The sequence below is a fragment of the uncultured Duncaniella sp. genome, assembly GCF_910577345.1.
GTDB lineage: Bacteria > Bacteroidota > Bacteroidia > Bacteroidales > Muribaculaceae > Duncaniella.
The window spans coordinates 38,521-61,633 of record NZ_CAJTMT010000005.1 but is presented as its reverse complement, the minus strand read 5'-3'; the positions used below and the strand labels follow the sequence as shown (position 1 = coordinate 61,633).

Genomic DNA, 23,113 nt, shown 5'->3' with positions numbered 1-23,113 from the left:
TTGACAGATAAAAAATAAGGATTGAGCAAGTTTGGCACGGGCTCTCACACGTTCGTAGTCGAGAAGTCGCTGATGGACAAGCTCCGCACGGCGTGTCTGGACTGCAAAATAGTTTTGCGCAAAGGAGATTTCAGGTTTCCGAGGATCGCCGTTTTGCGCGACAAGATAGCAGGCATAACGTGTCAGCATCACGTCATCTATCCGGTGTTCAGCGCCTTTTGGCATTGGTATCGTTTTGCTTACGCCGGCAAAATGATTGGCTACATTTTCACCGGCATTTTCAGCTGATTCCTTCGCTTTTTCAATGATTGATTGGAAATTACGCCATTGGACATATCCCATAACCGGGGCAAGTTCTCGGGCGCTCCAGCATTCCACACCTTCATATTCAATGGCAATGGATTCGAAACTGTCAAACAGGTTTTTGATTTCTTCGGCTTTCATAAGGTATCGTGGTTAAGGGGTTCTGATTCGATTTGTAGGGATATGATGTAAACGCAGTTCATCGGCATCATGAACCATCCAACTCTGCATTGATGAGGAGTAAACTCATGATACGCAAAGATACCATAAATTACTGATTAATCATACTGAATATGAAATAAAAATCACGACATCTGTCACATATAAAATTTATTGCTGCAAAGCGACTTCATTGATGATTTTACCCATTATTATCTTATTTCAAATTCAACATAAGCAGTATCTGATTTTAAGGTCGGATATGGAGGATATGAGAATTTCTTGGATAATCGGTAGTGACCAGGCACCAAAGTTTCATTGTACGCTTTGGTCCTATTTGAATATCTCCGGACAGAATGAGGGCGGACAGGATAACCTACGTCATTAAACACCATTTCTACCCCGTCTTCTTCCAACAATTTTCTAATCTTATCATTATAAGGCAAATCTACCCACTTGCCGTTATCGTATTTTTCTAAGTTATAATATTCTCCGAATGTTGCTTCATTGTCTGAGTTATTCTTCATTTCTACAACAATGGAGTCAACCGGCATTTTTATATTATCAAGATTTACAATGCTCATTGTTAATCCGTCGTTGGTAGAATAACTTTTCTGTTTCATGGGTTCCGGAATAATGATTTTCTCGCCGAGAAAATGAGGTTGCTTACCAAACCATAGGTCAAGCATCATCTTGTCCCGCGCAAGCCACTCCCGAAAAGTAAGTCGGACACGCACCCATCTGCCGGCTCTGATTGGTGCAGATATGGAAACTGCGGTAATCCCATTCGCTTCCGCAAGATATAAAGCCCTTTCACAATGGTCGGATTGCGATATGATGGTAAGCGAATCACATCCGAACACCTCTTTGGCTCTGATTACGGAATCAAGGGTGCGGAATCCGGCAAAATCAAGAATTATTCTGCCTTCAGGAACGCCACGGGCAATCAATGAATCGCGCATTGCAGTCGGTTCATCATAACTTTCTATATGATTATCTCCGCTGGCAAGGATATAGTCGACCTTACCTGCATGAAATAATTCTGCAGCAATCTTAATACGATTGGTAAAGTAGGTGTTAGGGCGCCCCAATCTATTGAGAGGATTAGTCCCGAGTAACAACGCGACTTTATTATGAGGAATAGAATCCACGCAATCGTAAATCCTGCCATTTACAGTTGATGCCACCTTTATATTGACAATCAGGGTAAAGATTGCCAATAAGCCAAAGAGGGTTACAAGCCCCAACAGTATTCTCTTGTATGATTTCATCGTCCTGCTATTTTGATTGTAGGGTTTATTTCTTTGAGTTTGTCAATAAAACCATCTCTGTCTTTGGGGGATATTTCCAGCGGAATGGAACTTTTCAGAATCTTTTTGTCTGAAAATTTGATAGAGACGCGTTTCGCTGAAAGTGCAGGAGCCGATAATATTCCATTTGTCTTCTTGATCTCAGAGATTTGGTCAATCGGGAACCACTCCCATTTGTAGAATAAATTCCGTATGCCAAGTTTTCCATCACAAATCCGATACTTCACGCTGGCAAACATTACAATTTCCAGTGTGCCAAGCAAGGCAGCAATAATAATTCCGACGATGAAAATCTCGCCGTCAATTATCGGACCGAGAAATGCCACAGCTACCGTTACAGCGACTACAGCCGGTATCCACCAATCGATCTTCGATTTGTAAACAGTCTCCATTGTCATTCTCTCATTTTGTTTGCCTTGTAAAGCAGATGTTTTTGTGTTTCTTCCGGCAAACATTTCAAGTCATCAGGCGTGAGATTGCCTTCGTTCAGGAACATAGCGATGCCGGAGGCAAGCAAGGACTTGTCATACATGTTCTCCAGTCTCATCGCTTCCTTATAGAAATCCTTTGCCAGACGCGTTATTTCCATACTTCGGTCAAAAGCATTCTCATTTTTTGCGTATGGACTTTGAATAAATGTGGCCATGCCATTCTGCCAATTCCGGTGATAGCTCAAAATCCCTTTTTTGAGGATCTCCGTCGCTATTTTTCTTTCTTCCTTAGAGAACTCCACTTCTCCGAGATATTTATCAGACAAGCCGGATGACATATCCAATTCAAGAATAATGGGAACGCTTTTGCCACTCCCGAAATCCGTAAGAATGTCTGAATTTATTACTTGTGGCATCAGCGATTTACTCACAAGGGCATAGTCTATCCTCCAACCCGAATGAAGCGCTTTCCTAAGATTGTCGAAATAATATGAATATTTATTTTCATCAGGATGCCGCTCTCTGAAAGAGTCAACAAGATGGGCGTCAGTTAATAGACTATTGAAATTTTCACGTTCCCAATCGAAGAAACAACCCTTGTTCTGTTGGAGGGGCGCGTGACCGTCATTATCCTTTTCGGTGTGGACTATGTTCATATCGCCGAGGATAATCATTTTTGCATCCTGCGACATGCGGGTTACCACATCATGCAGAGTTTCATCCCATCTTTTGCGGAGCTCTACTGATTCGGGTATAGCTGTATTAGAGTATGGCACGTAGGCATTACACAGGCACAAATCCTCCAATTCAAACATTTGGAAATGCCCGTCTTCGCTAAGTTCCGGAACAGGTAGATGATGAAGCGATATGGATTCCTTGCAGTATGTAGCGACACCACTGTAAGGAGCCGAGTCGCCAAACCACCACAACTGACTGTATCCCTCAATCGGAAAGTTGACGTTGCCCTGTTGATTCTTGATTTTTTGGAGAAAAATAATATCCGGCTGATACTCCTCCGCAAGTTGAGTCAGTTTCTTGTATCGTCGGCCAATGCCGTCTATGTTCCAACTGATGATTCTCATGGTTGTTTATTGATTAGGAGTACTTTCAGTATTTTGTTACTCTTCACCCGGTGTTGAGGATGATTGTTCGTAATACGCAAAGATACAACAAATTACTGATTATCCTGCTAAAGATGATATGAAAAAATCACGACATCTGTCACATATAAAATTGTAGATGTGGTAGATGTCGTGATGTGATATTATTGTCGGATTATGACAATGTATGGACAGAGGGTTCTTACATCAGCATGGCGCTGACGCGTTTGAGGGCATTGAGGAAGAGGTCGCATTCCTCGATTGTGTTGTAGACGGCGAATGATGCGCGGACTGTGCCTTCGATGCCGAGGGAGTGCATGAGGGGCTGGGCGCAGTGGTGGCCGGTGCGCACAGCTATGCCGAGCTTGTCGAGGAGCATTCCCATGTCGTAGTGATGCTCTCCTCCGACAAGGAATGAAATGATGGCACATTTGCCGGGTGCGGTACCGTAGATTTTCACCCCCGGTATCTCTTCAATCATACGTTTGGTGGTGTATTCGAGCAGTTCATGCTCATGTGCGGCTATAGCGTCAATTCCGATGCTTTGCATATAGTCGATGGCTTTGCTCAGGGCAGCAATACCGATAAAATCCGGAGTGCCTGCCTCGAACTTATAGGGAAGTTCAGCAAAGGTGGTCTTTTCGAAACTTACTGTCTCGATCATCTCTCCGCCGCCTTGATAAGGGGGCATCATCTCGAGATATTTGCGCTTTCCGAACAACACACCCACTCCTGCCGGACCATACATCTTGTGAGCGGAGAAGGCATAGAAGTCCGCGTCGAGATCCTGCACGTCGATTTTGAGGTGGGGAGCTGCCTGTGCGCCGTCGATAAGCACCGGGACTCCGTGGCTGTGGGCTTCGGCTATGATTTCCTTGACAGGATTGACAGTGCCGAGCACGTTGGAGGCATGGCAGACGGTGACGAAGCGCGTATGCTCGTTGAAAAGCGATCGGTAGGCATCCATGTCGAGCGATCCGTCCTCGCGGATGGGGATGACACGCAGGCGGATGTCGGCACGACGTTGGAGAAGCTGCCATGGGACAATGTTGGAGTGGTGTTCCATGACGGAAAGGATGATTTCGTCGCCGTCATGGAGGAAGGTACCCCCGTAGGACGCGGCCACGAGGTTGATGGCCTCAGTGGTTCCGCGTGTGAAGATTATTTCATCGGTCGAGGGTGCGTTGATGAACTCCTTGACCTTCCGGCGGGCTCCCTCCTGCAACTCCGTGGCTTCCATCGAGAGGGTATGGACTCCGCGATGCACGTTTGCCTTGGTGCTTGTGTAGCCCGACACGATTGAATCGACCACTTCGCGCGGGGTCTGCGAGGTGGCGGTGTTGTCAAGATAGACCAAGGGTCGGCCATAGATCTTACGGTCGAGGATGGGATAGTCTTCGCGTATTTTGGTCAAGTCCATTCTGCTTAAGTATCTTAAGTATAGAGTATAGAGTATAGAGGGCCGGGGCGTTGTGGTGCTCCGGTCCCTATGATTTGTCAGCAATCCTTGCCTTGACAGCCGGAGCAGTCGCCGAGAGTGCCTGAGAAACGGCGGTCAACGAGGTGGAGGAGGCGTTCACGCAGTCCGTTGATGTGGACACTGTCAATCACATCGACCATGAATGCCTGCATGAGCATGGTGCGTCCCTCGGCTTCGGGGATGCCGCGCGAACGCATGTAGAACAGCGCTTCGTTGTCGAGCTGACCTGTGGTTGCACCGTGTGAGCACTTCACGTCGTCATTGTAGATTTCAAGCTGAGGCTTGCAGTGCATACGCGCTTCGGTCGATGCAAGGATGTTGCGGTTGCTCTGATATGCCTCTGTGAACTGTGCTCCGTCAGCCACAAGGATGCTTCCCTCGAAAGCTCCGGTAGCTTTGTCGTCGAGCACATATTTGAAGAGTTGGTTGCTGTGGCAGCGGGGTTTGAGATGGCGGATGGCCGAATCGTTGTCGATGTGCATCGAGTCAGAGCCGATGACCATGCCTGCGAGATGGGTTTCGGCATGTTCGCCGTTGAGGTCGATTTCAAACTCGTTGCGTGTGGTGCCACAGGTGAGCGTGGTGGAGTTGAACGAGAAATGGGAATGGGCTTCCTGACTGACAAACATGCGTGAGTAGCGCGATGTGTTGGCCGAAGATTCCTCGATAGAGCAAGCCTCGAAGCGCGCTCCATCTCCCACATAGACTTCCACAATCTGTGAGGCCAGATAGTTGTTGGCGCGTTCCTGAGTGTGGTCACATACAAGCATCTGGGCTTCTGCACCATCTTCAAGCACGATAAGCACACGGCGGAAAGCCGCGATGGAAACGGGCGACGAGAAGATGTTGACGAGCTGCAGCGGACGCTGGAGCTTCACTCCACGGGGCACATAGATGAGGACACCGTCCTGCGCAAGCATTGTGTTGAGAGCTACGGATGCCTCTCCCATAGGGGCAATTTCGGCATAGTAGCGGTTGACAACTTCCGGAAGCACTTCGGCTCCGCGTTTGAGCGAACCGAAGAACACTCCTTCGGGGAGTTTTGATTCGAGAAGCGAGGTGGGGACGAAAGAATCGTTGACCACTATTCCGAGAAGTGTCGACAATGCGGGGACGTCGCACTTGAAACTTGCGGCCACATCTACCGGGATATTGACACGCGAGATATTGACACCGAAGTCGGGGGCAAACATATCCTGGATGGATGTCTTCTCGAAGCCTTCGCTGTTCTTGTCGGGGAGACGGGCATCGCGCAGCTCACCGAGTGCCTCCTCGCGGACGGCGTTGAGCTTTCCGGCCGATTTGGAGTTGATGAGTTCGCGGTTTTCCTCGAAAAGATTGATATATTGTGTCAGGGAGTTGCTCATAGGTCATTCTCCTCCTTAATCCAGTCATAGCCCTTCTCTTCGAGTTCAAGGGCGAGTTCGGGCCCTCCGGTCTTGACGATGCGTCCCTTGTAGAGAATGTGGACGAAATCAGGACGGATATAGTCGAGAAGTCGCTGATAGTGGGTGATGACGATTGTGGCGTTCTTGTCGGTCTTGAGTTTGTTGACACCGCCGGCCACTACGCGAAGCGCGTCGATGTCAAGACCGGAGTCGGTTTCATCGAGGATGGCCACACGGGGTTCGAGGACGGCCATCTGGAAGATTTCGTTGCGCTTCTTCTCGCCGCCCGAGAAGCCTTCGTTGACAGAACGTGAGGCAAGCTTGTTGTCAAGCTCCACGATCGCACGTTTCTGGCGCATCATTTTCAGGAAGTCGCTTGCGCTGAGTGGCGCTTCGTCGAAATATTTGCGCTTGGCGTTGACAGCAGCGCGCATGAAGTTGACCATCGACACTCCCGGTATCTCGACCGGATACTGGAACGAAAGGAAGAGTCCTTCGTGGCTGCGGTCCTCCGGCGAGAGGTCGAGAAGGTTGACTCCGTGAAGGAAGGCTTCGCCTTCGGTCACTGTATAGGCAGGATTTCCTGCGAGCACTCCTGAAAGGGTACTCTTTCCGGATCCGTTGGGACCCATGATGGCATGTACCTCACCTTCGTTTACGCTGAGGTTGACACCGCGTAGAATTTCCTTCCCCTCGACAGAGGCGTGGAGGTTGCGCACTTCAAGTAGTTTTTTGCTCATCCTGATATGTTATGTATGCTATATTATAATCCGTTAAATTGTTTGATGTCGCGAAATTACTCAATTTCTCGCACCTACCCAAACATTTTTGCGGAGAGTTTGGTTTATGGTGGTCAGGGCAAGCCCGCTATGCCATGAGTTAAACTTTGTGAGAAGTGTGAAAAAGTCTCGCTATCGCATGAAATATACTCAAAAAACCGCTTCTGATGTGAAATTTTGTTAAAATAGAAGCGTGTAACAGCAATGTGTTGCGATTGTAACAAGTCTGTAATAACTACGCCGTACTTTTGTGACGTGAAAGAAATCAAGCCTCTTCACAAGATGAAGAGTCGCTGACAAAGATATAGAATCAATACCTAAACACGAAAATTTACGGTTGCAAAATAGTTTTTTAGTAGACAAAACCAAAGATTTATCACATTTTTTACGAAAAGGCTGTCGAGAACGACAGCCTTTATCGTTTTATATAATCCCCGGTTGAGTCCCCGCGATTCCGGTTGCGTGGCGTCCGGTCGGTGGAGGCGTGGTTGGATGTTTGGGTATATGCAAAAAAAAGAATGAGTAACGAAACCCGAAGGTTATCAATTACTCATTCTCCTCTCTCCTCAGCGGTATGGACGGGACTCGAACCCGCGACCCCCTGCGTGACAGGCAGGTATTCTAACCAGCTGAACTACCACACCAAGGTTTTTTGAGGTGCATCGTGCAGTCTCCTTTTCGTCGCTTTTGGCGTTGCGGTTACTGCCGTTTTGCGAGTGCAAAGTTAAGACGCTTTTCCGAACTGTGCAAATATTTTGGAAGAAAATTTTGATAAATTCTCAAAATGGCCAACTTTTGCATGTTTTTGGAGTTTTTCGGAATAGAAATCCGGTGTTCCTCCGCTTTTCATCATGCCTCAGTCTTGGGCAGGCTCATGCCTTTAAGGATGGCCTCCTTGTTGACCGGCAGAAGATGGTGGTGACGTTCGGGAAGAGTCTTTTTCAATCCCTTCATCACAGCCTCGACCGGCACGAGGTTGCGCACTTTGAGCAACGCTCCGAGAAGGACCATATTGTACGCCTTGCTCGATGGCAGTTCGAATGTGGCCTCCATTGCATCGACAGGCACTACTTTGATGTCGGTGCGGGTGGGTGCGTGGTGGATGCTGTAGGGGTCATAGATGAGCGTTCCGCCGGGCTTCACCTTCGATTCGAATTTGTCGAGGCTCTGCTGATTGAGGATTACGGCGGTATCGTAGGTGTTCAGCACCGGGCTGCTGATGGGTGCATCAGACAGGATTACGGTGACATTGGCGGTGCCTCCGCGCTGTTCGGGTCCGTAGGCAGGCATCCATGTGACTTCAAGGCCGTCCATGAGTCCGGCGTAGGCGAGGATTTTGCCCATTGAAAGGACGCCCTGTCCTCCGAATCCGGCTATGATGATTTCTTCTTTCATAAAAATTTCTTCGTTGATGGTTCGACAGACCGTGCTGGCTTATGCCTTTGAAACAGTGGTGTCCTTAAGGTCGCCGATGGGATATTTCTCAAACATGTGTTCAACCATCCAGTCATTGGCCTTTGCGGGCGAAAGCTTCCAGCCCGAGCTGCATGTGGAGACTATTTCCACAATGGATGTTCCGAGACCGGCCATGCTGTTTTCGAAAGCCTTGCGGATTGCTTTCTTGGCCTTGCGGACAGCGGGCGCGGTGTGGACGCTCTGGCGGGTGACATAGCAGGTGCCGTCAAGACCGGCGAGGATGTCGGTGATGCGCAGTGGATAACCGTTGAGTTCCACGCGACGGCCGTAAGGCGTTGTGGAAGTCACCTGACCTTCGAGTGTGGTTGGGGCCATTTGTCCGCCGGTCATTCCATAGATGCCGTTGTTGATGAAGATGATTGCGATGTTCTCGCCACGGTTGGCGGCATGGATTGTCTCGGCTGTTCCGATTGCGGCGAGGTCGCCGTCGCCCTGATAGGTGAAGACAAGGCGCGAGGGATTCAAGCGCTTGGCCGCGGTGGCGATTGCGGGCGCACGTCCGTGGGCGGCCTCGATCCAGTCGATGTCTATGTAATTATATGCCATGACCGCGCAGCCCACGGGGGCTATGGCGATGGCTATATGCTCGGCTCCCATTTCCTCGATGACTTCCGCCACGAGTTTGTGGACCACTCCGTGGGAGCATCCGGGGCAGTAGTGCATGGTGTTGTCGTTGAGCAGGCGTGGCTTGCACTCGACTATATTGGCGGCTTGTTTAATTTCTTCAGGAGTCATGATTACTCTTCAATAATGTTTTTAAGTGCTCCGAGAACATCGGACGGATCCATGACGATACCGCCCATGCGTCCGTAGTGGTGGACGGGGACACGGTCTTCGAGACTCAGGCGCACATCCTCAATCATCTGTCCGGCGTTCAGCTCGACCACGAGGATGGCCTTGACTTTCTTGCTGAGACGCTTGATTTCCTCCGACGGGAAGGGCCAGAGGGTGATGGGGCGCAGGATGCCGACCTTGATTCCCTCCTCGCGGGCTTCCTCCATGGCTTTCTGGCAGATGCGGGCCACGGAACCGAAGGCAACGATGAGATATTCGCAATCCTCGGTGCAATGTTCCTCGCAGCGGGTCTCGTTGGCCTCGATGAGGCGGTAGGTTTCCTGCAGGCGGATATTGTTGCGCTCCATGGCCACAGGGTCAAGTTCGAGCGTGGTCATGATGTTTGGCTTGCGTGAGGCGGGACGGCCCGTGACAGCCCAGGGGCATTGCAGGGCAATCTCCTCGTCGGTGCGACGCGGACGCTGTGGTGGAAGCACCACCTTCTCCATCATCTGCCCGACGATACCGTCGGCGAGCATCATGACAGGAGTGCGGTATTTGAACGCAAGGTCGAATCCGAGTCCGACAAAGTCGGCCATCTCCTGAACCGATGCGGGCGCGAGTACAATGAGATGGTAGTCACCGTGACCGCCACCCTTGGTAGCCTGGAAATAGTCGGCCTGCGAGGGCTGGATGGTTCCGAGGCCGGGGCCGCCGCGCATACAGTTGATGATGAGGGCAGGGAGTTCGCCTGCGGCGATGTAGGATATGCCTTCCTGTTTGAGGCTTATGCCGGGACTCGACGATGAGGTCATGCAGGCTTTGCCTGTTGCCGCACCGCCGTAGACCATGTTGATGGCGGCGATTTCGCTTTCTGCCTGCAGGACCACCATTCCGGTTGTCTCCCAGGGCATCAGCTCTTCGAGTGTTTCAAGGATTTCGCTCTGAGGGGTGATGGGATAGCCGAAATAGCCGTCGACCCCGTAGCGTATGGCTGCGTGGGCAACTGCCTCATTGCCTTTCATCAGTCTGACTTCGTCTTCCATATTGTGTCGGGCGCCGTGTGTGGTGACGCCGTTGTTTAGTGGTTAGCGTAAATGAAAAAAATAGTAGTTGTGCAGTTGTGATGATTTTACTTCTCTACAACGCGGTAAACAGTGATACAGCCGTCGGGGCAGACAGTGGCGCAAGCGGCGCATCCGATACACTTGTCGGCGTTCTCGTCGGTCACGAAATGATACCCTCTGTCATTTACTTCCTTGGGCTGGAGCTTGAGCACATCGCAAGGGCAGGCAACAACACAAAGATCGCATCCTTTGCATCGTTCCCGGTTGATGTCGACAGCTCCTATGATTTTTGCCATATCGGTGATTGCAGTTAATTGAAAAATGAGGCCTGGGAGGGATCGACGGAAGCCTCGTTGAAAACATACTTTTTCAACACAAATTTAAATATAAATATTTTTATAATTAGGGTTTTAATAAAACTTTAACCATTTGCACAATCCATAAATAGATGTGTAAATACGCTAAAATACCCTCAATTAGTTCGTTAAGTGATGCGAAACGGTTAATTATTCTTGTAGAATGTTAACGTATCTTTATTGAGGTTGGTGTCGGCCACATGGACAATCACACCGCTTACCGTCGGGAGATTCCAGATTTCAGCGATGTCAAACGATGCGAAATACGCACGGTCGTGGTAGTCCGTCGGTTCGGCCATTATGTGGACGAGATAGAACTCCGGCATTTCAGATTCACGCGTTGCCGGGTCGAGCACAAGGGTGAATATGCGCGGGTCGGTCGAGTAGGTCAGACGCAGATGGAAGTTAATGTATGTCCCTGAGCGCCAGGCGCTGTAGAGATAGACCTTGTCGCGGTTCCAGTCATTGTATTCCTCCTTCCATTCGGTTTTGGCCTCGCCACAGTTGATTTTGGCTGCTGAGAGAAGCTTGATAGGCCCGTCGGTGTATGCCTTGCCGGATTCGGGGATGTAGCTTATCATCATGCGTGTCCCTGCATCCACGTCGGTGAGAGTGAGGGGTGATGTAAGGGTAATCAACGGAGTGTCGTCGACCTGACGGAATGTGAACACAGAGCCTTTGGAGGAGGTTCCGCTTCCTTCGTAGGTCACAATGTCCCAGAGCTGCATTTCAACCGGGCCGTCAACTCCATCCTCGTCCGAACAGGCCGTGAGAAGCACAGGAATTATGATGGCAACTAAAAAGCGGAGATGAATTGCAAGTCTGGTCATTGTAAGAAGATGGTTTGTTTGCGTTTTGATAGGGGAGTGGCCGGTCATACTATAAGGCCGTCGTTCATGCGGATGACGCGGTCGGAATTGAGCGCGAGCTTATCGTCATGGGTCACGATGATGAAGGTCTTGCCGGTCGCGGCGCGGAGGTCGAAGAAGAGTTTGTAAAGCTCGGCCCTGTTGTGGCTGTCGAGACTGCCGGTCGGCTCGTCGGCGAGGATGACTTTGGGGTCATTGATGAGAGCGCGCGCGACGGCTGCCCTTTGGCGCTCACCTCCCGACAGTTGGGCGGGACGGTGGGTGAGGCGGTCGCCGAGACCGAGGTTTCCAAGGAGTTCATCGGCGCGTTTCATCGCCTCGCTTCGCGCTGTCCCTGCGATGAGTGCGGGGAGCGCCACATTCTCCTCCAGAGAGAATTCCGGAAGGAGCTGATGGAACTGAAACACGAAGCCCATGTTGCGGTTGCGGAAACGCGCGAGCTTCGCATCCTTCATGACGGTGATTTCCTCGCCGTCGAATTTCACGCTGCCGCTGTCGGCACGCTCGAGCGTGCCGATTATCTGCAGCAATGTGGTCTTTCCCGCACCGCTCGGCCCGACGATGGTCAGCATCTCGCCGTCAGGGATTGAGAGCGAGACCCCTTTGATAACCTGGAGTTTGTCGAAACTTTTGCGGATGTCTGTGACCTCTATCATGGCCGGAAGTGATGAGTGCGGATTGGTTGTTGGGAATAATGTCGTTTAGATTGAGAGACGACGCAGTGTCTCAAGGAGTTCGCGGTTGATGGGCTTGTCGTTCTTGATGGCCTTCGAGAAGGGGACGTAGACAATCTCATCGTTGCGGATACCTATCATGACGTTGCGCTGCTCTTCGAGGAGCGCGTCGATGGCGGCTGCGCCCATGCGCGAGGCAAGGATACGGTCGTAGGCAGTCGGTGAGCCGCCTCGCTGAAGGTGGCCGAGGATTGACACGCGGACGTCATAGCCGGGATATTCGTCCTTCACGCGCTGTGCGAGACCCATAGCTCCGCCGGTGACGGGACTTTCGGCCACGAGGACGATTGAGGAGTTCTTGCTCTTGCGGAAACCGTTTTCAATAAGTTCGGCCAACTGGTCGACCTCTGTCGAGATTTCAGGGATGATGGCTGCTTCCGCACCGGATGCAATCGCACCGTTGAGGGCGAGGAAGCCGGCGTCGCGTCCCATGACTTCGATGAAGAAGAGACGTTCGTGGCTTGTGGCTGTGTCGCGTATTTTGTCGACACACTCCATGATGGTGTTGAGGGCTGTGTCGTAGCCGATGGTGGAGTCTGTGCCGTAGAGGTCATTGTCAATTGTGCCGGGCAGACCGATGATGGGGAAGTTGAACTCATTGGCGAAAATGCGCGCGCCGGTGAGCGAACCGTCACCGCCGATGACCACGAGGGCGTCGATTTCATGACGCTTGAGATTGTCGTAGGCAAGCTGACGGCCTTCGGGTGTCGTGAATTCCTTGCAGCGGGCTGTCTTAAGGATAGTACCGCCGGCCTGGATTATATTGGATACGTTCTGAGTTCTGAATTCCTGAATTTCATCAGTGATGAGGCCCTTGTAGCCTCGGTAGATGCCCTTCACTTTCAGTCCGCCGTAGATTGCGGAACGGGTGACGGCACGGATAGCGGCGTTCATGCCCGGAGCGTCACCGCCCGAGGTCAGGATACCTACACATTTGATTTCTGCCATAACGTTAATTGAGTTTATTGTGGTGAGCGAAAGTATGATTCACCTTGGAGTGACACACTTGGAAGTCGTTTGACTGAATAGTTGTCAAACTTCTTCTTAATAACCGTTAAAAACAAGTGACGGTTCAAATCTCGGGAAATTACTGTTTTGAACCTATTGGAATAGCGGGGCAGATAAAAATCTTGAATAGCTGAACCGTGGACTTGCAAATGCAAAGATAGGGCTAAATTATGAAATTCAGCCCTATCCAAACGTAAAAAAATGTCAAGGAAGCACGGTGGCGGAGATGATGCGCACATCATCGATGGGACGGTCGTTGCCGTCGGTCTCCACCTGCTGGATTTTGTCGACCACATCCATGCCTTCAAGCACACGGCCATAGACGGTGTAGGTGCCGTCGAGGTGGGGAGTGCCGCCCTCGCGCATATAGACTTCGCGCATTTCCGGAGTGAAGTAGGTCGAATCGTTGGCGGTGAGTTTCTCTGTCTCTTCGGCGAGTTTGTCGCGCAGGGCATCGAGTCCGGCCTGGTCGCGGTTGCGGCGCATGGACATGATGCTGTCGCGGTATTCAGCCGAGAGCTTGTCGAACACATCCTGCTTGTGCTGCATGATGGCTTTGCGCTCCATTGCGTCGAGCTGTCCGGCAGAGAACTTGCGGCCGGTCACGATGTAGAACTGTGAGCCTGACGATTTGCGTTCTGGGTTCACTGCGTCGCCTTGGCGTGCGGCTGCGATGGCTCCGCGGTGGTGGTAATGTTTCGGGAAGTCGATTTCGGCTTCGATCTCATAGCCCATGTCGCCGCTGCCGAGCATCTTGCCCTTGGGAGCGTCCTTTGAATCGGGGTCACCGCCCTGCACCATGAAGTCGCTGATGACACGGTGGAAGAGGAGGCCGTCATAGTGGCCGGATTTGACGAGTTTCACGAAGTTTTCCGTATGGCGGGGAGTGTCGCCGTAGAGGAGGATGGTGATGTCGCCCATGGTGGTGTGGAGGAGTACCTTCACATCGCCGGGATTGATTGTGTTGTTGTCCATTACTGAAGTGGGGTTAGTGTCTGTCTCGGGGCTTGCCTCGGTGTTTTTAGCGTTGGTCGACGCGCAGCCGCTCAGGCTGAGGAGCACACCAAGAAACAGAAGGGTGGATATGAAATATTTCATGATTTATGAAAAAAGAGGGTTAATTGCTGTCGGGAAAGCAGGACGCCGTTAAGGAGGGTGGATTTCCATAGGGATGGAGTGGGTCTATGCCATTCCGGAATAGACACTCAGGATGCGCGGGATGAATTGCTTGTATGAAAGGTTGTCGTTGAAATACTTCTTTCCTGCCTCACCCATGCGCTTCCGCAGGGCGACGTCGGTCAGGAGGAGGTCGATTGCCTCGGCAAGCTGAGCGGGATTCCGGGGGCTGACGAGCAGTCCGGTGACACGGTCGGTGACATATTCCGGCTGTCCGCCGTTGTCGGTGGTGATGATACACACCCCGTTCTGCTGAAATTCAATGTTGGAAAGCAGGAATGAATCGCGGACTATGGAGGGGGAGAGACCGATGTCGGCCTGGCTCATGAGCTGTCGGGCCTCCGCGCTGAATCCGTAGAAGTGGACACGGTCGACTATTCCGGCTTCCGTCGCAAGAGTTTTCAGGCGTTGGCTGTAGTCCTGCGGATGGCAGGAGCCGATGAATACGAGTGCGAATTTCCTGTCGGCAAGCATGGCGAGTGCCCGGATGATGTCGCCGCAGCCTTTCGATTCACGCACTCGTCCGGAAAAGATGAGCAGCGGTGTTTCGGGTGCAATCGAATACTTCTCACGCAGTGATTCAGTGTCTGCCGACGGCACGAAGGGCGGAATGCTGTTGTGGACCACGGTGCATTTCTCGTCCGGAAACCACTTGTTGGCCGAATGCCAGCATTTCCGGGACATGCCTGAAACAAACACTATCCTGTCGAGCTTTCTGAAAAGGTGACGGAAAAAAGGATTGGCAGGTGTGCGGTGGGCCTCATGGTGGGTGAGGATGACACGCGCGCTGTTTCCGGCAAGACGGTTGGCCAGAATGGCTACCGGTACCATACGGGTGGAATGGATGTTGACAACGTCGGCTCCGGAATTCCGTATGATTTCGGCAAGCTGCCTGATGCTTTTCCTGTCAAGTGACCATGAGAAGGGGAGCGGCGTGAATCTCTTTCCGGCTGCTCTCAGCCGTGAGGTGACGGTTCCGGAATCGCGGCACACATATATCACCTCGTGACCGTGGTTCTCCAGGGCGTTGCCGAGGTCAAGGATATACTGCTCGGCGCCGCCCCAGACTTTGCCCGGAAATACCTGTAGGATTTTCATTGATTTGTTTTGCACTCCGGGAGGGCTCTTTTCAGATTGCGTTTGTGGGAGTGATGCGCTTGTAGATACGGCGGAAGTTGTCGTCTTTAGCGGCAATCTCCTCGGCGTGCTCGGCATAGTCGGCGCCCCAGATTGCTGTCACGAGGTCGGGGAGGTAGCGGCGTTCGCGGTCCTTCTCGATTGCGGTCGCGATGAGGCGCGAGATGGAGTCGGCGTAGGCCTCCGGGTTGATTGCATAGAGATAGCGGGCGGCCGAGACCATGAATTGGCCTGTCGGGTCGACGAGAATCATATTGTCGACCAACTCGCTCATGATGTCATCGCACGCTCCGATGTGGTTGGCGATATATTCGTAGGTGAGGAGACCGTCGGGGTCCTGAGAGAGGCGTTTCTTGAGATCTTGTTCCATGGTGGCGGATGCTTGAAAAATAATGCTGCAAAAGTACTGATTATCGCTTAATAATCCAAATCGGCACGTTGATTGGTCGTAATTGGAAGAGATATGCTCCAAAAGGATAAAAAACTCCCGAATGAGTGGTGAAATTGTCCTAAATGTGCTAATTTTGCCATGAAAACAAGGCAAAATACAAGTCAAATTAACGAAATGGGCAAGACCATAGAACTATCGCAACTCGCCTCACTCCAGAATTTTTCCACCGAGTTCTCCACTCTTGGCGATGATTACGTTTTCACGCGCATCACCGAATCTGACCGTCGCAACGGACATTTCAACACCGGGCCGGTGAGGTTCGACGGAATGTCGTGGCTCCTCTGTTTCGGGGGAAAGATGGACATCGAGGTCAATCTGACTCCGGCAACACTGGAAGCCAATTCGATTGCCGTCACCCGTCCGGATTCATTCGTCGAGGTTAAAAACATCGATTGGGAAGGTCTGGACTGCTATGTGCTGTTCATTTCCAAGAATTTTATCCGCGACATCAATTTTGACCTCAATATCCTCGGGGCTCTCCCGGTTCCGGCGAAGAATTCTGAAATAAATTCGGTCCTTGAAATCAGCCACGAGGAGGCTAATCTGCTGAAGGAGTATTACGACATTCTTCATCATAACACCCGTAATTCCGACCGTGGATATTCGAAGTCGATAGCCCGATGCATCATCGCGGCATTGACCTATCAGTTGATACAGTTCATCACACGGCGCATTCCCGCAGAGAACCAGGAACGCCCGCGTTCGCGCCGTTCGGCCTACGTCCACGACTTCGTTGATCTCGTCCATGAACATCACCGCAAGGAGCGCTCGGTGGCATTCTATGCCGACAAGCTCTTCATCTCGCCCAAATACCTCTCGCTCATCATCAAGGAATCGCTCGGACGCTCGGCTGCGGAGATTATCGACGAGTATGTCATACTCGAAGCCAAGAACCTCCTGCGTTTTTCCGGCAAGAATATCCAGCAGGTGAGCTATGAGCTGAATTTCCCCAACCAGTCGTCGTTCGGCAAGTATTTCAAGCATCTTGTCGGGATGTCGCCCTCGGAGTATCAACGCTCGAATTAGGCCGGGCGCACAGTTTACGACTACAACCTCTAAATCATAGACAGCATCCTTCTCAATATATCTGACAGAATCATGAAAATCATACTCCCTCCGCGAAAAGGTGCGGAACCCCTCTCAATCGACACTGCTGAGAGCCGCCAGATAATCATTATCGGAGCCAACGGTTCGGGCAAGACCCGTTTTGCAAACCGCATGATGGCCGAACTCGGCGACAAGGCGTTTAAAATGTCGGCAATCAAGGCTCTCTACGGGCGCGATGAGGAGAGCGCTATGGACGGTTCGATTGACCGCCTGTATCATGAAGTCACAGATGTCGGGGCCGGACTGATAAGGAGCGACATCCGTGGCGAGTTTGACCGTCTGCTCGCGCTGATGCTCCATGAGGAGATGGAGAATCTTATCCGCTTCAAGTACGACACTGTCGCGGAGCCGGATGTCACCTCTCCACCGCGCAAGGTGCGCCACCCGAAGCGCGATGTCCTCCCGACCACGCGTCTTGACCGACTGATAGGTCTGTGGCAGAAAGTGTTTCCCGACAACCGTATCCTCGTCGAGAGCGGACGCATGATTTTCGGAAGCGAACGCTCCGACGATACCTACTCCTCCTCCAAATTGTCGGCAGGCGAGAGGGCCGTGCTCTACTATATCGGTGCCTCGATGTTCGCGCCTGAGAACGGAGTGATTTTCGTTGAGTCACCCGACCTTTTCCTCCATCCATCGTCCACGCGTTCGCTTTGGGACAGCATCGAGCGTCTGCGTGAGGATTGCACTTTCATCTATATCACCCACGATCTTTCCTTTGCCTCCACCCGTGGCGACAGCACGACAGTGTGGGTGAAATCGTGTGACCCCGGGCGCGGTGAGTGGGATTATGATTTCATGACATCGGCCGATGGTCTCAACGATGAGGTCTTCCTCGCCATCGTCGGTGCGCGCAAGCCTGTGCTATTCATCGAGGGTGACGGCGTGAATTCCATAGATGCCAAGCTCTATCCGCTGATTTTCCCGGAATATACGGTGAAGTCGCTCGGCGGTTGCGACAGGGTGATTGAATCGACCCGCACGTTCAACAGTCTCCGTGCCTTCCACAATCTGGATGCGTTCGGCATTGTTGACCGCGACCGTCGCGATGAGGGCGAAGTGGGCTATCTGCGCAAGAAGCAGGTATTCGTCCCGAACGTCGCCGAGATTGAGAATATCTTCATGATAGAGGGTGTCATCCGTGCCGTAGCGCGCTACTATCGTCGCGACGAGGATGAGGTCTTTGCCAAGGTCAAGAAATCAATCATGCGTCTTTTCGAGGCCGACCTGCGGCAACAGGCTCTCATGCACACACGCCACATCGTGAAGAAGACCGTGGAGCATCGTATAGACGGACGTTTCGCCAACATCAATAAACTCGAGGAGCATATCAACGACCTCTGTCAGTCGATCAATCCGCGTGGCATCTACGAGCAGTATTGCCGCGATTTCCGCCGCTATGTGAGCGAGGGTGACTATGACTCGGTGTTGAGGGTCTACAACCGTAAGACCATGCTATCGGAGAGCCATGTGGCCCGAGCCTGCGGACTGAAGCGTGACGATAAGGATACCTATATCCGCGCCATCCTGACGATTCTGAAAGATGACCGCGCTCCCGCCTCGACCATCCGCACCGCCATCCGCGCAACCTTCGGCCTGGAATAAAATAGCCGGAAAGGTAGATGGAATGGCTGATGGAAGTGCTGATAGAAAGGCACAGAAGGACATAGGGTCAGAAGAGACAAAAGTTATTTAACTGAAATAAAGCTATTTGGTTGAAAACAGAGTTATTTGGCTGAAAAGCAAGAAATTAATCTAAATAAAAAGACTGGGATTCATCAAAGGCTATGAATCCCAGTCTTTTTATTTTTATTCTTTATTTCCTACAAAAATTAATCTTTTGTCTCTTCTGACCCTATGTCCTTCTGTGCCTTTCCATCAGCCTTTCCATCAGCGCTTCCATCAGCCTTTCCATCCGCCTTTTCCTGAGGAGGATTGGAGGTAGTCATGTCGGCGGGTTTGGGGCGGGTGACTGTGACGGGAGGATCGGCAGGCTGCATCGGGATAGCCTGAGTGAGCTTGACGGTAGTCACATCTGTGCCCGACGGATCATTGAAGAGACGCAGTCCAAAGTCCACGGCTGTCACTGCAAGATGCTCGAAGAGTGCGCTCTGGATTGCCTCGTAGGCCGTCCACGCCGTTGTGGCGGTGAAACACCATATCTGCAGCGGGATACCTTCGCCGGTCGGGGCCATTACGCGCACGAGTATCTGCTGGTCGTGACGGATGGCAGGATTGTCGAGCAGCCACTGACACATATAGGCTCTGAACAGGCCGAGGTTGGTCTGCGTGGTGCCGTTGACCGTCGCGAGTCCCGGATCATAGTCTGGATGGCCGAGACCTTCGAGTTTCTGTATGTAACCTTTGATGGACGGATACTTCTCGGCGATGGTTTTTATCATGTCGGGTGTCGTGTTGACAATTGTGTCGGAGTCGATGATGACCGCGCGGGCTATCTGTCGGCAACCGCTGTCTTTCATCCCTCGCCAGTTCTGGAAGGAGGTCGAGACGAGAGTGTAGGGCGGAAGGGTCACGATTGTATTGTCCCAGTTCTGAACCTTGACGGCGGTGAGGGTCACGTCGGTCACAATACCGTTGGCAATCGTCGAGGGAACCACAATCCAGTCGCCTACGCGGAGCATGTCGTTCTGCGAGAGCTGCAGACCGGCAACGAGACCGAGTATGCTGTCCTTGAAGACCAACATCAATACTGCCGCAAATGCGCCGAGACCAGTGAGAAGGTTGACAGGCGACTTGTTGACGAGTATCGATACGCAGATGATTATTGCGATGAACCATATAATTCCGAGCGTCGTGTCGAGGATGCCACGCAGCGGGAGGTTCTTGCTGTTGCGGGTCTCGTCGAAGCGAAGCCAGATGAAGCTCGTCACGGTGCAGACCGCACGGCAGATGACAATGACAGTATAGATGAGCAATGCGCGGAACACCACTGTCCGCAGCAGATTGTCCTCCGTGAAAGCAAATGGCAGGAGGGCGAGCAATACAAGTGGCGGGATGATGTGGCTGCAATGGCTGAGCACATGGTGGCTGATCAGCTCGGAGCCGACCTCGCTGTGGCGCACAAGCATGAATTTGCGCAATCCGTAGAGCACCACCATCTTGATTGCCCATCCAAGGAAGAGGGCCATCCCGACGATGATGGCTACATAGATGATTTCCTCAATCGTCTGATCTTTTTCAAGCCCTATCGCATCGAGGAGATGATGGATGTGGACCAATAGCCATTGGGCCACCTTGTTTGAAGGTATTAAGGCGTTTATCAGCATGATGAATATATGTTTGAATAGTTGAACGTTGACGTGGCCGGGCGAATGGTGGCTTTTTGCTTCGAATCAACCTTTCCGTAGTGAAATAGCCGGAATTGGTAGATTCCTTCCAACATTCGCTTCTATCTGTCTAACGCTTAATTCTCACCTCTTGTTTGTCCGTTTGCCGAAAGCTTGCTAAATTTGTCATTATATACACCCGCGCATCGAAGATGTCCGCTATCCCGGCACTCTCTCCAGTTTCCATAACCTCAATCCAATTGATAAATATGATACTTCTTGCCATCTTCAATACTGTTGAATTCTACGTCATTGCCGCCGTTATCGCCGCGGCCATCGTCGCCTTCACCGCCAAGGGTGGCGACCGTGGCCCCGTCAGACAATTCCTCCTCCCCGGCGTGCTAACCCGTTCCGACATTCCACAGGCTCCGGCCATCGAACTGATATGTTGCGACGATGGCGCTGTGGTGCTCCGCCGCCACGGACTCCCCGACATGGCCCTCTCCGGAGCCGTCAGCCTCGCCATCAACGTCAAAGGCTTCGATGTCGAAATAAAGGAACGCATTGTGGCCGGACAGCCCGGTGATACCGACACCGTCGACACCGCAAGCTTCATCCTCGAATTCATGGGGGCCGAACGCTACTTCATCAGCTACACCTCCGAGGACACCGGCCTCTTCGCCGCCCTCACCCTCCACAACCGCCCCGGCATCCGCGCCTCCAAGGCTATGCAATGAAAAATGACAGGTTCATAAAATCTGTCATTTATGTTATTTCTGAATTTCTGTACCCACTTATTTCATCATATTGGCGCAAAATGCTTAAATTTGCGGAGGTACTTAATCAATCTATCAGCACGCCCCGTCGTAATCTCTCTATGAACCGCCTCCCGATTCTCACATTCATTGCAGCCATTGTCGCCACTCTCTCCATCTTCCTCGCTTCGTGTGGAGGGCGGAACGCCACGCTCGACCGACAACTTGCCGATGCGGAGGAAATAATGGAAGCGCGTCCCGATTCCGCCTATTCAATCCTCACCGACAGCATCGACTCCATCGCCCTCCGGTCAGCCACCCGACGCCAGCAGGCCCTCTACGCCCTGCTCATAACCCAGGCAAACGACAAATGCAGAATACAGCAACGTGATGATTCGTTGGTCTCTACTGCCGTAAAATATTTTGAAAGCAAAGGTGATGCCGGGCATCTGATGAAATCACTCTTTTATCAGGCTGTCCTGCAAAATGAATCCGGCGACGGTGATATGGCTATTCTTGCCTTGATACAGGCTAAGGAATTGGCAGAGGAACTCGGGGATAACTATTGGCAGGCGCGTGTGCTTGAATTGACGGGCCATATATTGAATGAATCTTACTCGAGGGAGGAAGCCTTGTCATGCTATGAAAAAGCGGCTGAGCTATACCGGCTGAGCGGACGTGAGGATTTTTATATGTTTTCCATCTTGGACAAGATTAACATATTGAATGCGTTGATGAGGTATTCCGACGGCCATGAAATTATAGAAAAAATAAAGGATGAGCGCCCCGGAGATGCATTTTTCAAATCTTATTTGGGAAATATTGCCATGGCAATCTATTCAAAACGCGGAGATAAGGAGCTGGCTGAAATGTGGGCGGACAGCTTGATGAACTACCGCGAAGTCTGGGAGTATCCATCCGAAACTTTTGCAGGTATTGCCGGGGTTAAGATTTCTGTCGGGAACATCGAGACCGGAAAACAATTGATAGATTCTGCAAAGGCTTTGTCGCATACGCTTAAGGATACCATCTTTTTTAAGTTATCGCAATTGAAGCTGTATAAGAGGACAGGTGCGGTAGCCGACGCATTGTCTGCTGTTGAGGATATATTGGGTATTCAGAATGAAATTTTGTATGATAAGATAGAGCAGTCGGTCGTAAAGGCACAGAGGGATCATTATGCCTACGAATCTGAAATCAATGGAGAGAGGGCGGAGCGACAGCGATTGTTGCTCATTTGCGCACTCATTATAGCAGGAATGTTCGCTCTCATCATGATACTTATCTACCGGAATCGCATCTACTCCAAAAACTCGGAAATAAATAGAAAGATTGCGGAACTTCTGATGGTTTCGTCAGAATTGAAGCATTTTATTTCGGAAAATCAGGCATTATCCAATCAGTTGTCAAAGCAAAAGTCTGATGTCGCTTTGTTGGAGACAACTCTTGAAAAGCAGCGCTCCGATATTATCGAACTTTCCCAAAGTGTCACTGCGACACAGTCGGAAAACCGGGAATTGCAGGCATCGATAGGCAAACTTCTCAACGGACGGTTCGCTTATCTTGATATGCTTGTAAGTGAGTATACCGAAAAAGAGAACAATGATTCTCCCCAAGCCCTTAGGGCTCTTTATAAAAATCTTAAGAAGGAGATTGATCGGTTCAACACTCCAAAGAATCTCTCTGAGATTGTCGCTATCGTCAACAGGTGTAAGAATAATATTCTGGACAGGATGAAGGAGCAGATACCGTCGCTTAGTGAATCCGACATCATATTCCTTGCCTTGACATTAGCAGGATTTGGCGCGAAAGCCATCGGCCTTGTCGCAGGAATGAAACCGAACTCGACCTACAACAAAAAACGCAACCTTGTTAAATTAATTAAAGAATCAGATGCTTATGATAAGGATTGGTTTTTGGAAGAATTAGCTAAAGTATAGTAAATCAATAATTTAGACGATTAAAA

Annotated in this window: 21 protein-coding genes, 1 tRNA gene and 1 pseudogene; 4 read left to right on the top strand and 19 right to left on the bottom strand. The window is 51.1% G+C overall.

Translation table 11 applies throughout. The features are described 5' to 3' along the window. Positions 1 to 18 precede the first annotated feature (18 nt). The 18 genes and pseudogenes from QZ310_RS03790 to QZ310_RS03705 all read right to left on the bottom strand — a co-directional run. Positions 19 to 444: pseudogene (locus tag QZ310_RS03790) on the bottom strand (BRO family protein); the annotation flags it as partial. 230 nt (positions 445 to 674) lie between these two features. Then, positions 675 to 1,733: an ElyC/SanA/YdcF family protein gene (locus QZ310_RS03785; RefSeq protein WP_297070529.1), complete on the bottom strand. Its 1,059-nt coding sequence runs from the start codon at positions 1,731 to 1,733 to the stop codon at positions 675 to 677. Continuing rightward, entirely contained in the window at positions 1,730 to 2,164 is a 435-nt protein-coding gene (locus QZ310_RS03780; RefSeq protein ID WP_297070527.1) for a PH domain-containing protein, read from the bottom strand. Before QZ310_RS03780 ends, QZ310_RS03785 begins: the two co-directional genes overlap by 4 nt. Before the next feature lie 2 nt (positions 2,165 to 2,166). Further along, entirely contained in the window at positions 2,167 to 3,285 is a 1,119-nt protein-coding gene (locus QZ310_RS03775) for an exodeoxyribonuclease III (protein WP_297070525.1), read from the bottom strand. Positions 3,286 to 3,505: 220 nt separating this feature from the next. Beyond that, positions 3,506 to 4,723 carry a cysteine desulfurase gene (locus QZ310_RS03770; RefSeq protein ID WP_297070523.1) on the bottom strand — a complete coding sequence of 406 codons (1,218 nt, stop codon included), beginning with the start codon at positions 4,721 to 4,723 and terminating at the stop codon, positions 3,506 to 3,508. A gap of 77 nt (positions 4,724 to 4,800) precedes the next feature. Beyond that, positions 4,801 to 6,150, bottom strand: a complete 1,350-nt coding sequence (gene sufD, locus QZ310_RS03765) for a Fe-S cluster assembly protein SufD (protein ID WP_297070521.1) — start codon at positions 6,148 to 6,150, stop codon at positions 4,801 to 4,803. Continuing rightward, positions 6,147 to 6,911 (bottom strand): Fe-S cluster assembly ATPase SufC, encoded by a 765-nt coding sequence (sufC, locus tag QZ310_RS03760; RefSeq protein ID WP_297070519.1) that lies wholly within the window; start codon positions 6,909 to 6,911, stop codon positions 6,147 to 6,149. Before sufC ends, sufD begins: the two co-directional genes overlap by 4 nt. Before the next feature lie 609 nt (positions 6,912 to 7,520). Further along, positions 7,521 to 7,594: transfer RNA gene (locus QZ310_RS03755), tRNA-Asp, on the bottom strand. A 205-nt stretch (positions 7,595 to 7,799) separates the two neighbouring features. After that, a complete protein-coding gene (locus tag QZ310_RS03750) occupies positions 7,800 to 8,345 on the bottom strand; it encodes a 2-oxoacid:acceptor oxidoreductase family protein (protein WP_297070517.1) in 546 nt (181 codons plus the stop codon). Positions 8,346 to 8,384: 39 nt separating this feature from the next. Next, positions 8,385 to 9,161, bottom strand: a complete 777-nt coding sequence (locus QZ310_RS03745) for a thiamine pyrophosphate-dependent enzyme (protein ID WP_297070515.1) — start codon at positions 9,159 to 9,161, stop codon at positions 8,385 to 8,387. A 2-nt stretch (positions 9,162 to 9,163) separates the two neighbouring features. Beyond that, complete coding sequence (locus QZ310_RS03740) at positions 9,164 to 10,246, bottom strand: 3-methyl-2-oxobutanoate dehydrogenase subunit VorB (RefSeq protein ID WP_297070513.1); 1,083 nt, start codon at positions 10,244 to 10,246, stop codon at positions 9,164 to 9,166. Between the two features lie 86 nt (positions 10,247 to 10,332). Further along, a complete protein-coding gene (locus QZ310_RS03735; RefSeq protein WP_297070511.1) occupies positions 10,333 to 10,563 on the bottom strand; it encodes a 4Fe-4S binding protein in 231 nt (76 codons plus the stop codon). A 206-nt stretch (positions 10,564 to 10,769) separates the two neighbouring features. Further along, positions 10,770 to 11,453 carry a NigD-like C-terminal domain-containing protein gene (locus tag QZ310_RS03730; protein ID WP_297070509.1) on the bottom strand — a complete coding sequence of 228 codons (684 nt, stop codon included), beginning with the start codon at positions 11,451 to 11,453 and terminating at the stop codon, positions 10,770 to 10,772. Between the two features lie 44 nt (positions 11,454 to 11,497). After that, the gene (locus QZ310_RS03725; RefSeq protein WP_297070507.1) at positions 11,498 to 12,148 is read right to left on the bottom strand and encodes an ABC transporter ATP-binding protein; all 651 of its coding nucleotides are present in this window, start codon (positions 12,146 to 12,148) and stop codon (positions 11,498 to 11,500) included. A 45-nt stretch (positions 12,149 to 12,193) separates the two neighbouring features. Then, positions 12,194 to 13,174, bottom strand: coding sequence for a 6-phosphofructokinase (gene pfkA / locus QZ310_RS03720; RefSeq protein ID WP_297070505.1), 981 nt, complete (start codon positions 13,172 to 13,174; stop codon positions 12,194 to 12,196). A gap of 264 nt (positions 13,175 to 13,438) precedes the next feature. After that, complete coding sequence (locus QZ310_RS03715; protein WP_297070503.1) at positions 13,439 to 14,332, bottom strand: peptidylprolyl isomerase; 894 nt, start codon at positions 14,330 to 14,332, stop codon at positions 13,439 to 13,441. A gap of 84 nt (positions 14,333 to 14,416) precedes the next feature. Further along, entirely contained in the window at positions 14,417 to 15,508 is a 1,092-nt protein-coding gene (locus QZ310_RS03710; protein WP_297070501.1) for a glycosyltransferase family 4 protein, read from the bottom strand. Positions 15,509 to 15,539: 31 nt separating this feature from the next. Then, positions 15,540 to 15,917 carry a hypothetical protein gene (locus tag QZ310_RS03705; protein WP_297070499.1) on the bottom strand — a complete coding sequence of 126 codons (378 nt, stop codon included), beginning with the start codon at positions 15,915 to 15,917 and terminating at the stop codon, positions 15,540 to 15,542. A 195-nt stretch (positions 15,918 to 16,112) separates the two neighbouring features. Here QZ310_RS03705 and QZ310_RS03700 point away from each other — a divergent pair, with 195 nt between their 5' ends. Together QZ310_RS03700 and QZ310_RS03695 are read left to right on the top strand one after the other, a co-directional pair. Then, positions 16,113 to 17,024: an AraC family transcriptional regulator gene (locus QZ310_RS03700; RefSeq protein ID WP_297070497.1), complete on the top strand. Its 912-nt coding sequence runs from the start codon at positions 16,113 to 16,115 to the stop codon at positions 17,022 to 17,024. A 72-nt stretch (positions 17,025 to 17,096) separates the two neighbouring features. Then, entirely contained in the window at positions 17,097 to 18,710 is a 1,614-nt protein-coding gene (locus QZ310_RS03695; RefSeq protein WP_297070494.1) for a DUF4435 domain-containing protein, read from the top strand. Between the two features lie 227 nt (positions 18,711 to 18,937). Here the strand turns inward: QZ310_RS03695 and QZ310_RS03690 are convergent, their stop codons facing one another. Further along, positions 18,938 to 20,392, bottom strand: a complete 1,455-nt coding sequence (locus QZ310_RS03690) for a mechanosensitive ion channel domain-containing protein (protein ID WP_297070492.1) — start codon at positions 20,390 to 20,392, stop codon at positions 18,938 to 18,940. A gap of 269 nt (positions 20,393 to 20,661) precedes the next feature. Here QZ310_RS03690 and QZ310_RS03685 point away from each other — a divergent pair, with 269 nt between their 5' ends. Both QZ310_RS03685 and QZ310_RS03680 read left to right on the top strand, forming a co-directional pair. After that, on the top strand, positions 20,662 to 21,129 hold the full coding sequence (locus QZ310_RS03685) for a hypothetical protein (RefSeq protein ID WP_297070490.1): 468 nt from the start codon (positions 20,662 to 20,664) through the stop codon (positions 21,127 to 21,129). Between the two features lie 80 nt (positions 21,130 to 21,209). Continuing rightward, positions 21,210 to 23,087 carry a hypothetical protein gene (locus tag QZ310_RS03680; RefSeq protein WP_297070488.1) on the top strand — a complete coding sequence of 626 codons (1,878 nt, stop codon included), beginning with the start codon at positions 21,210 to 21,212 and terminating at the stop codon, positions 23,085 to 23,087. Positions 23,088 to 23,113: the final 26 nt, after the last annotated feature.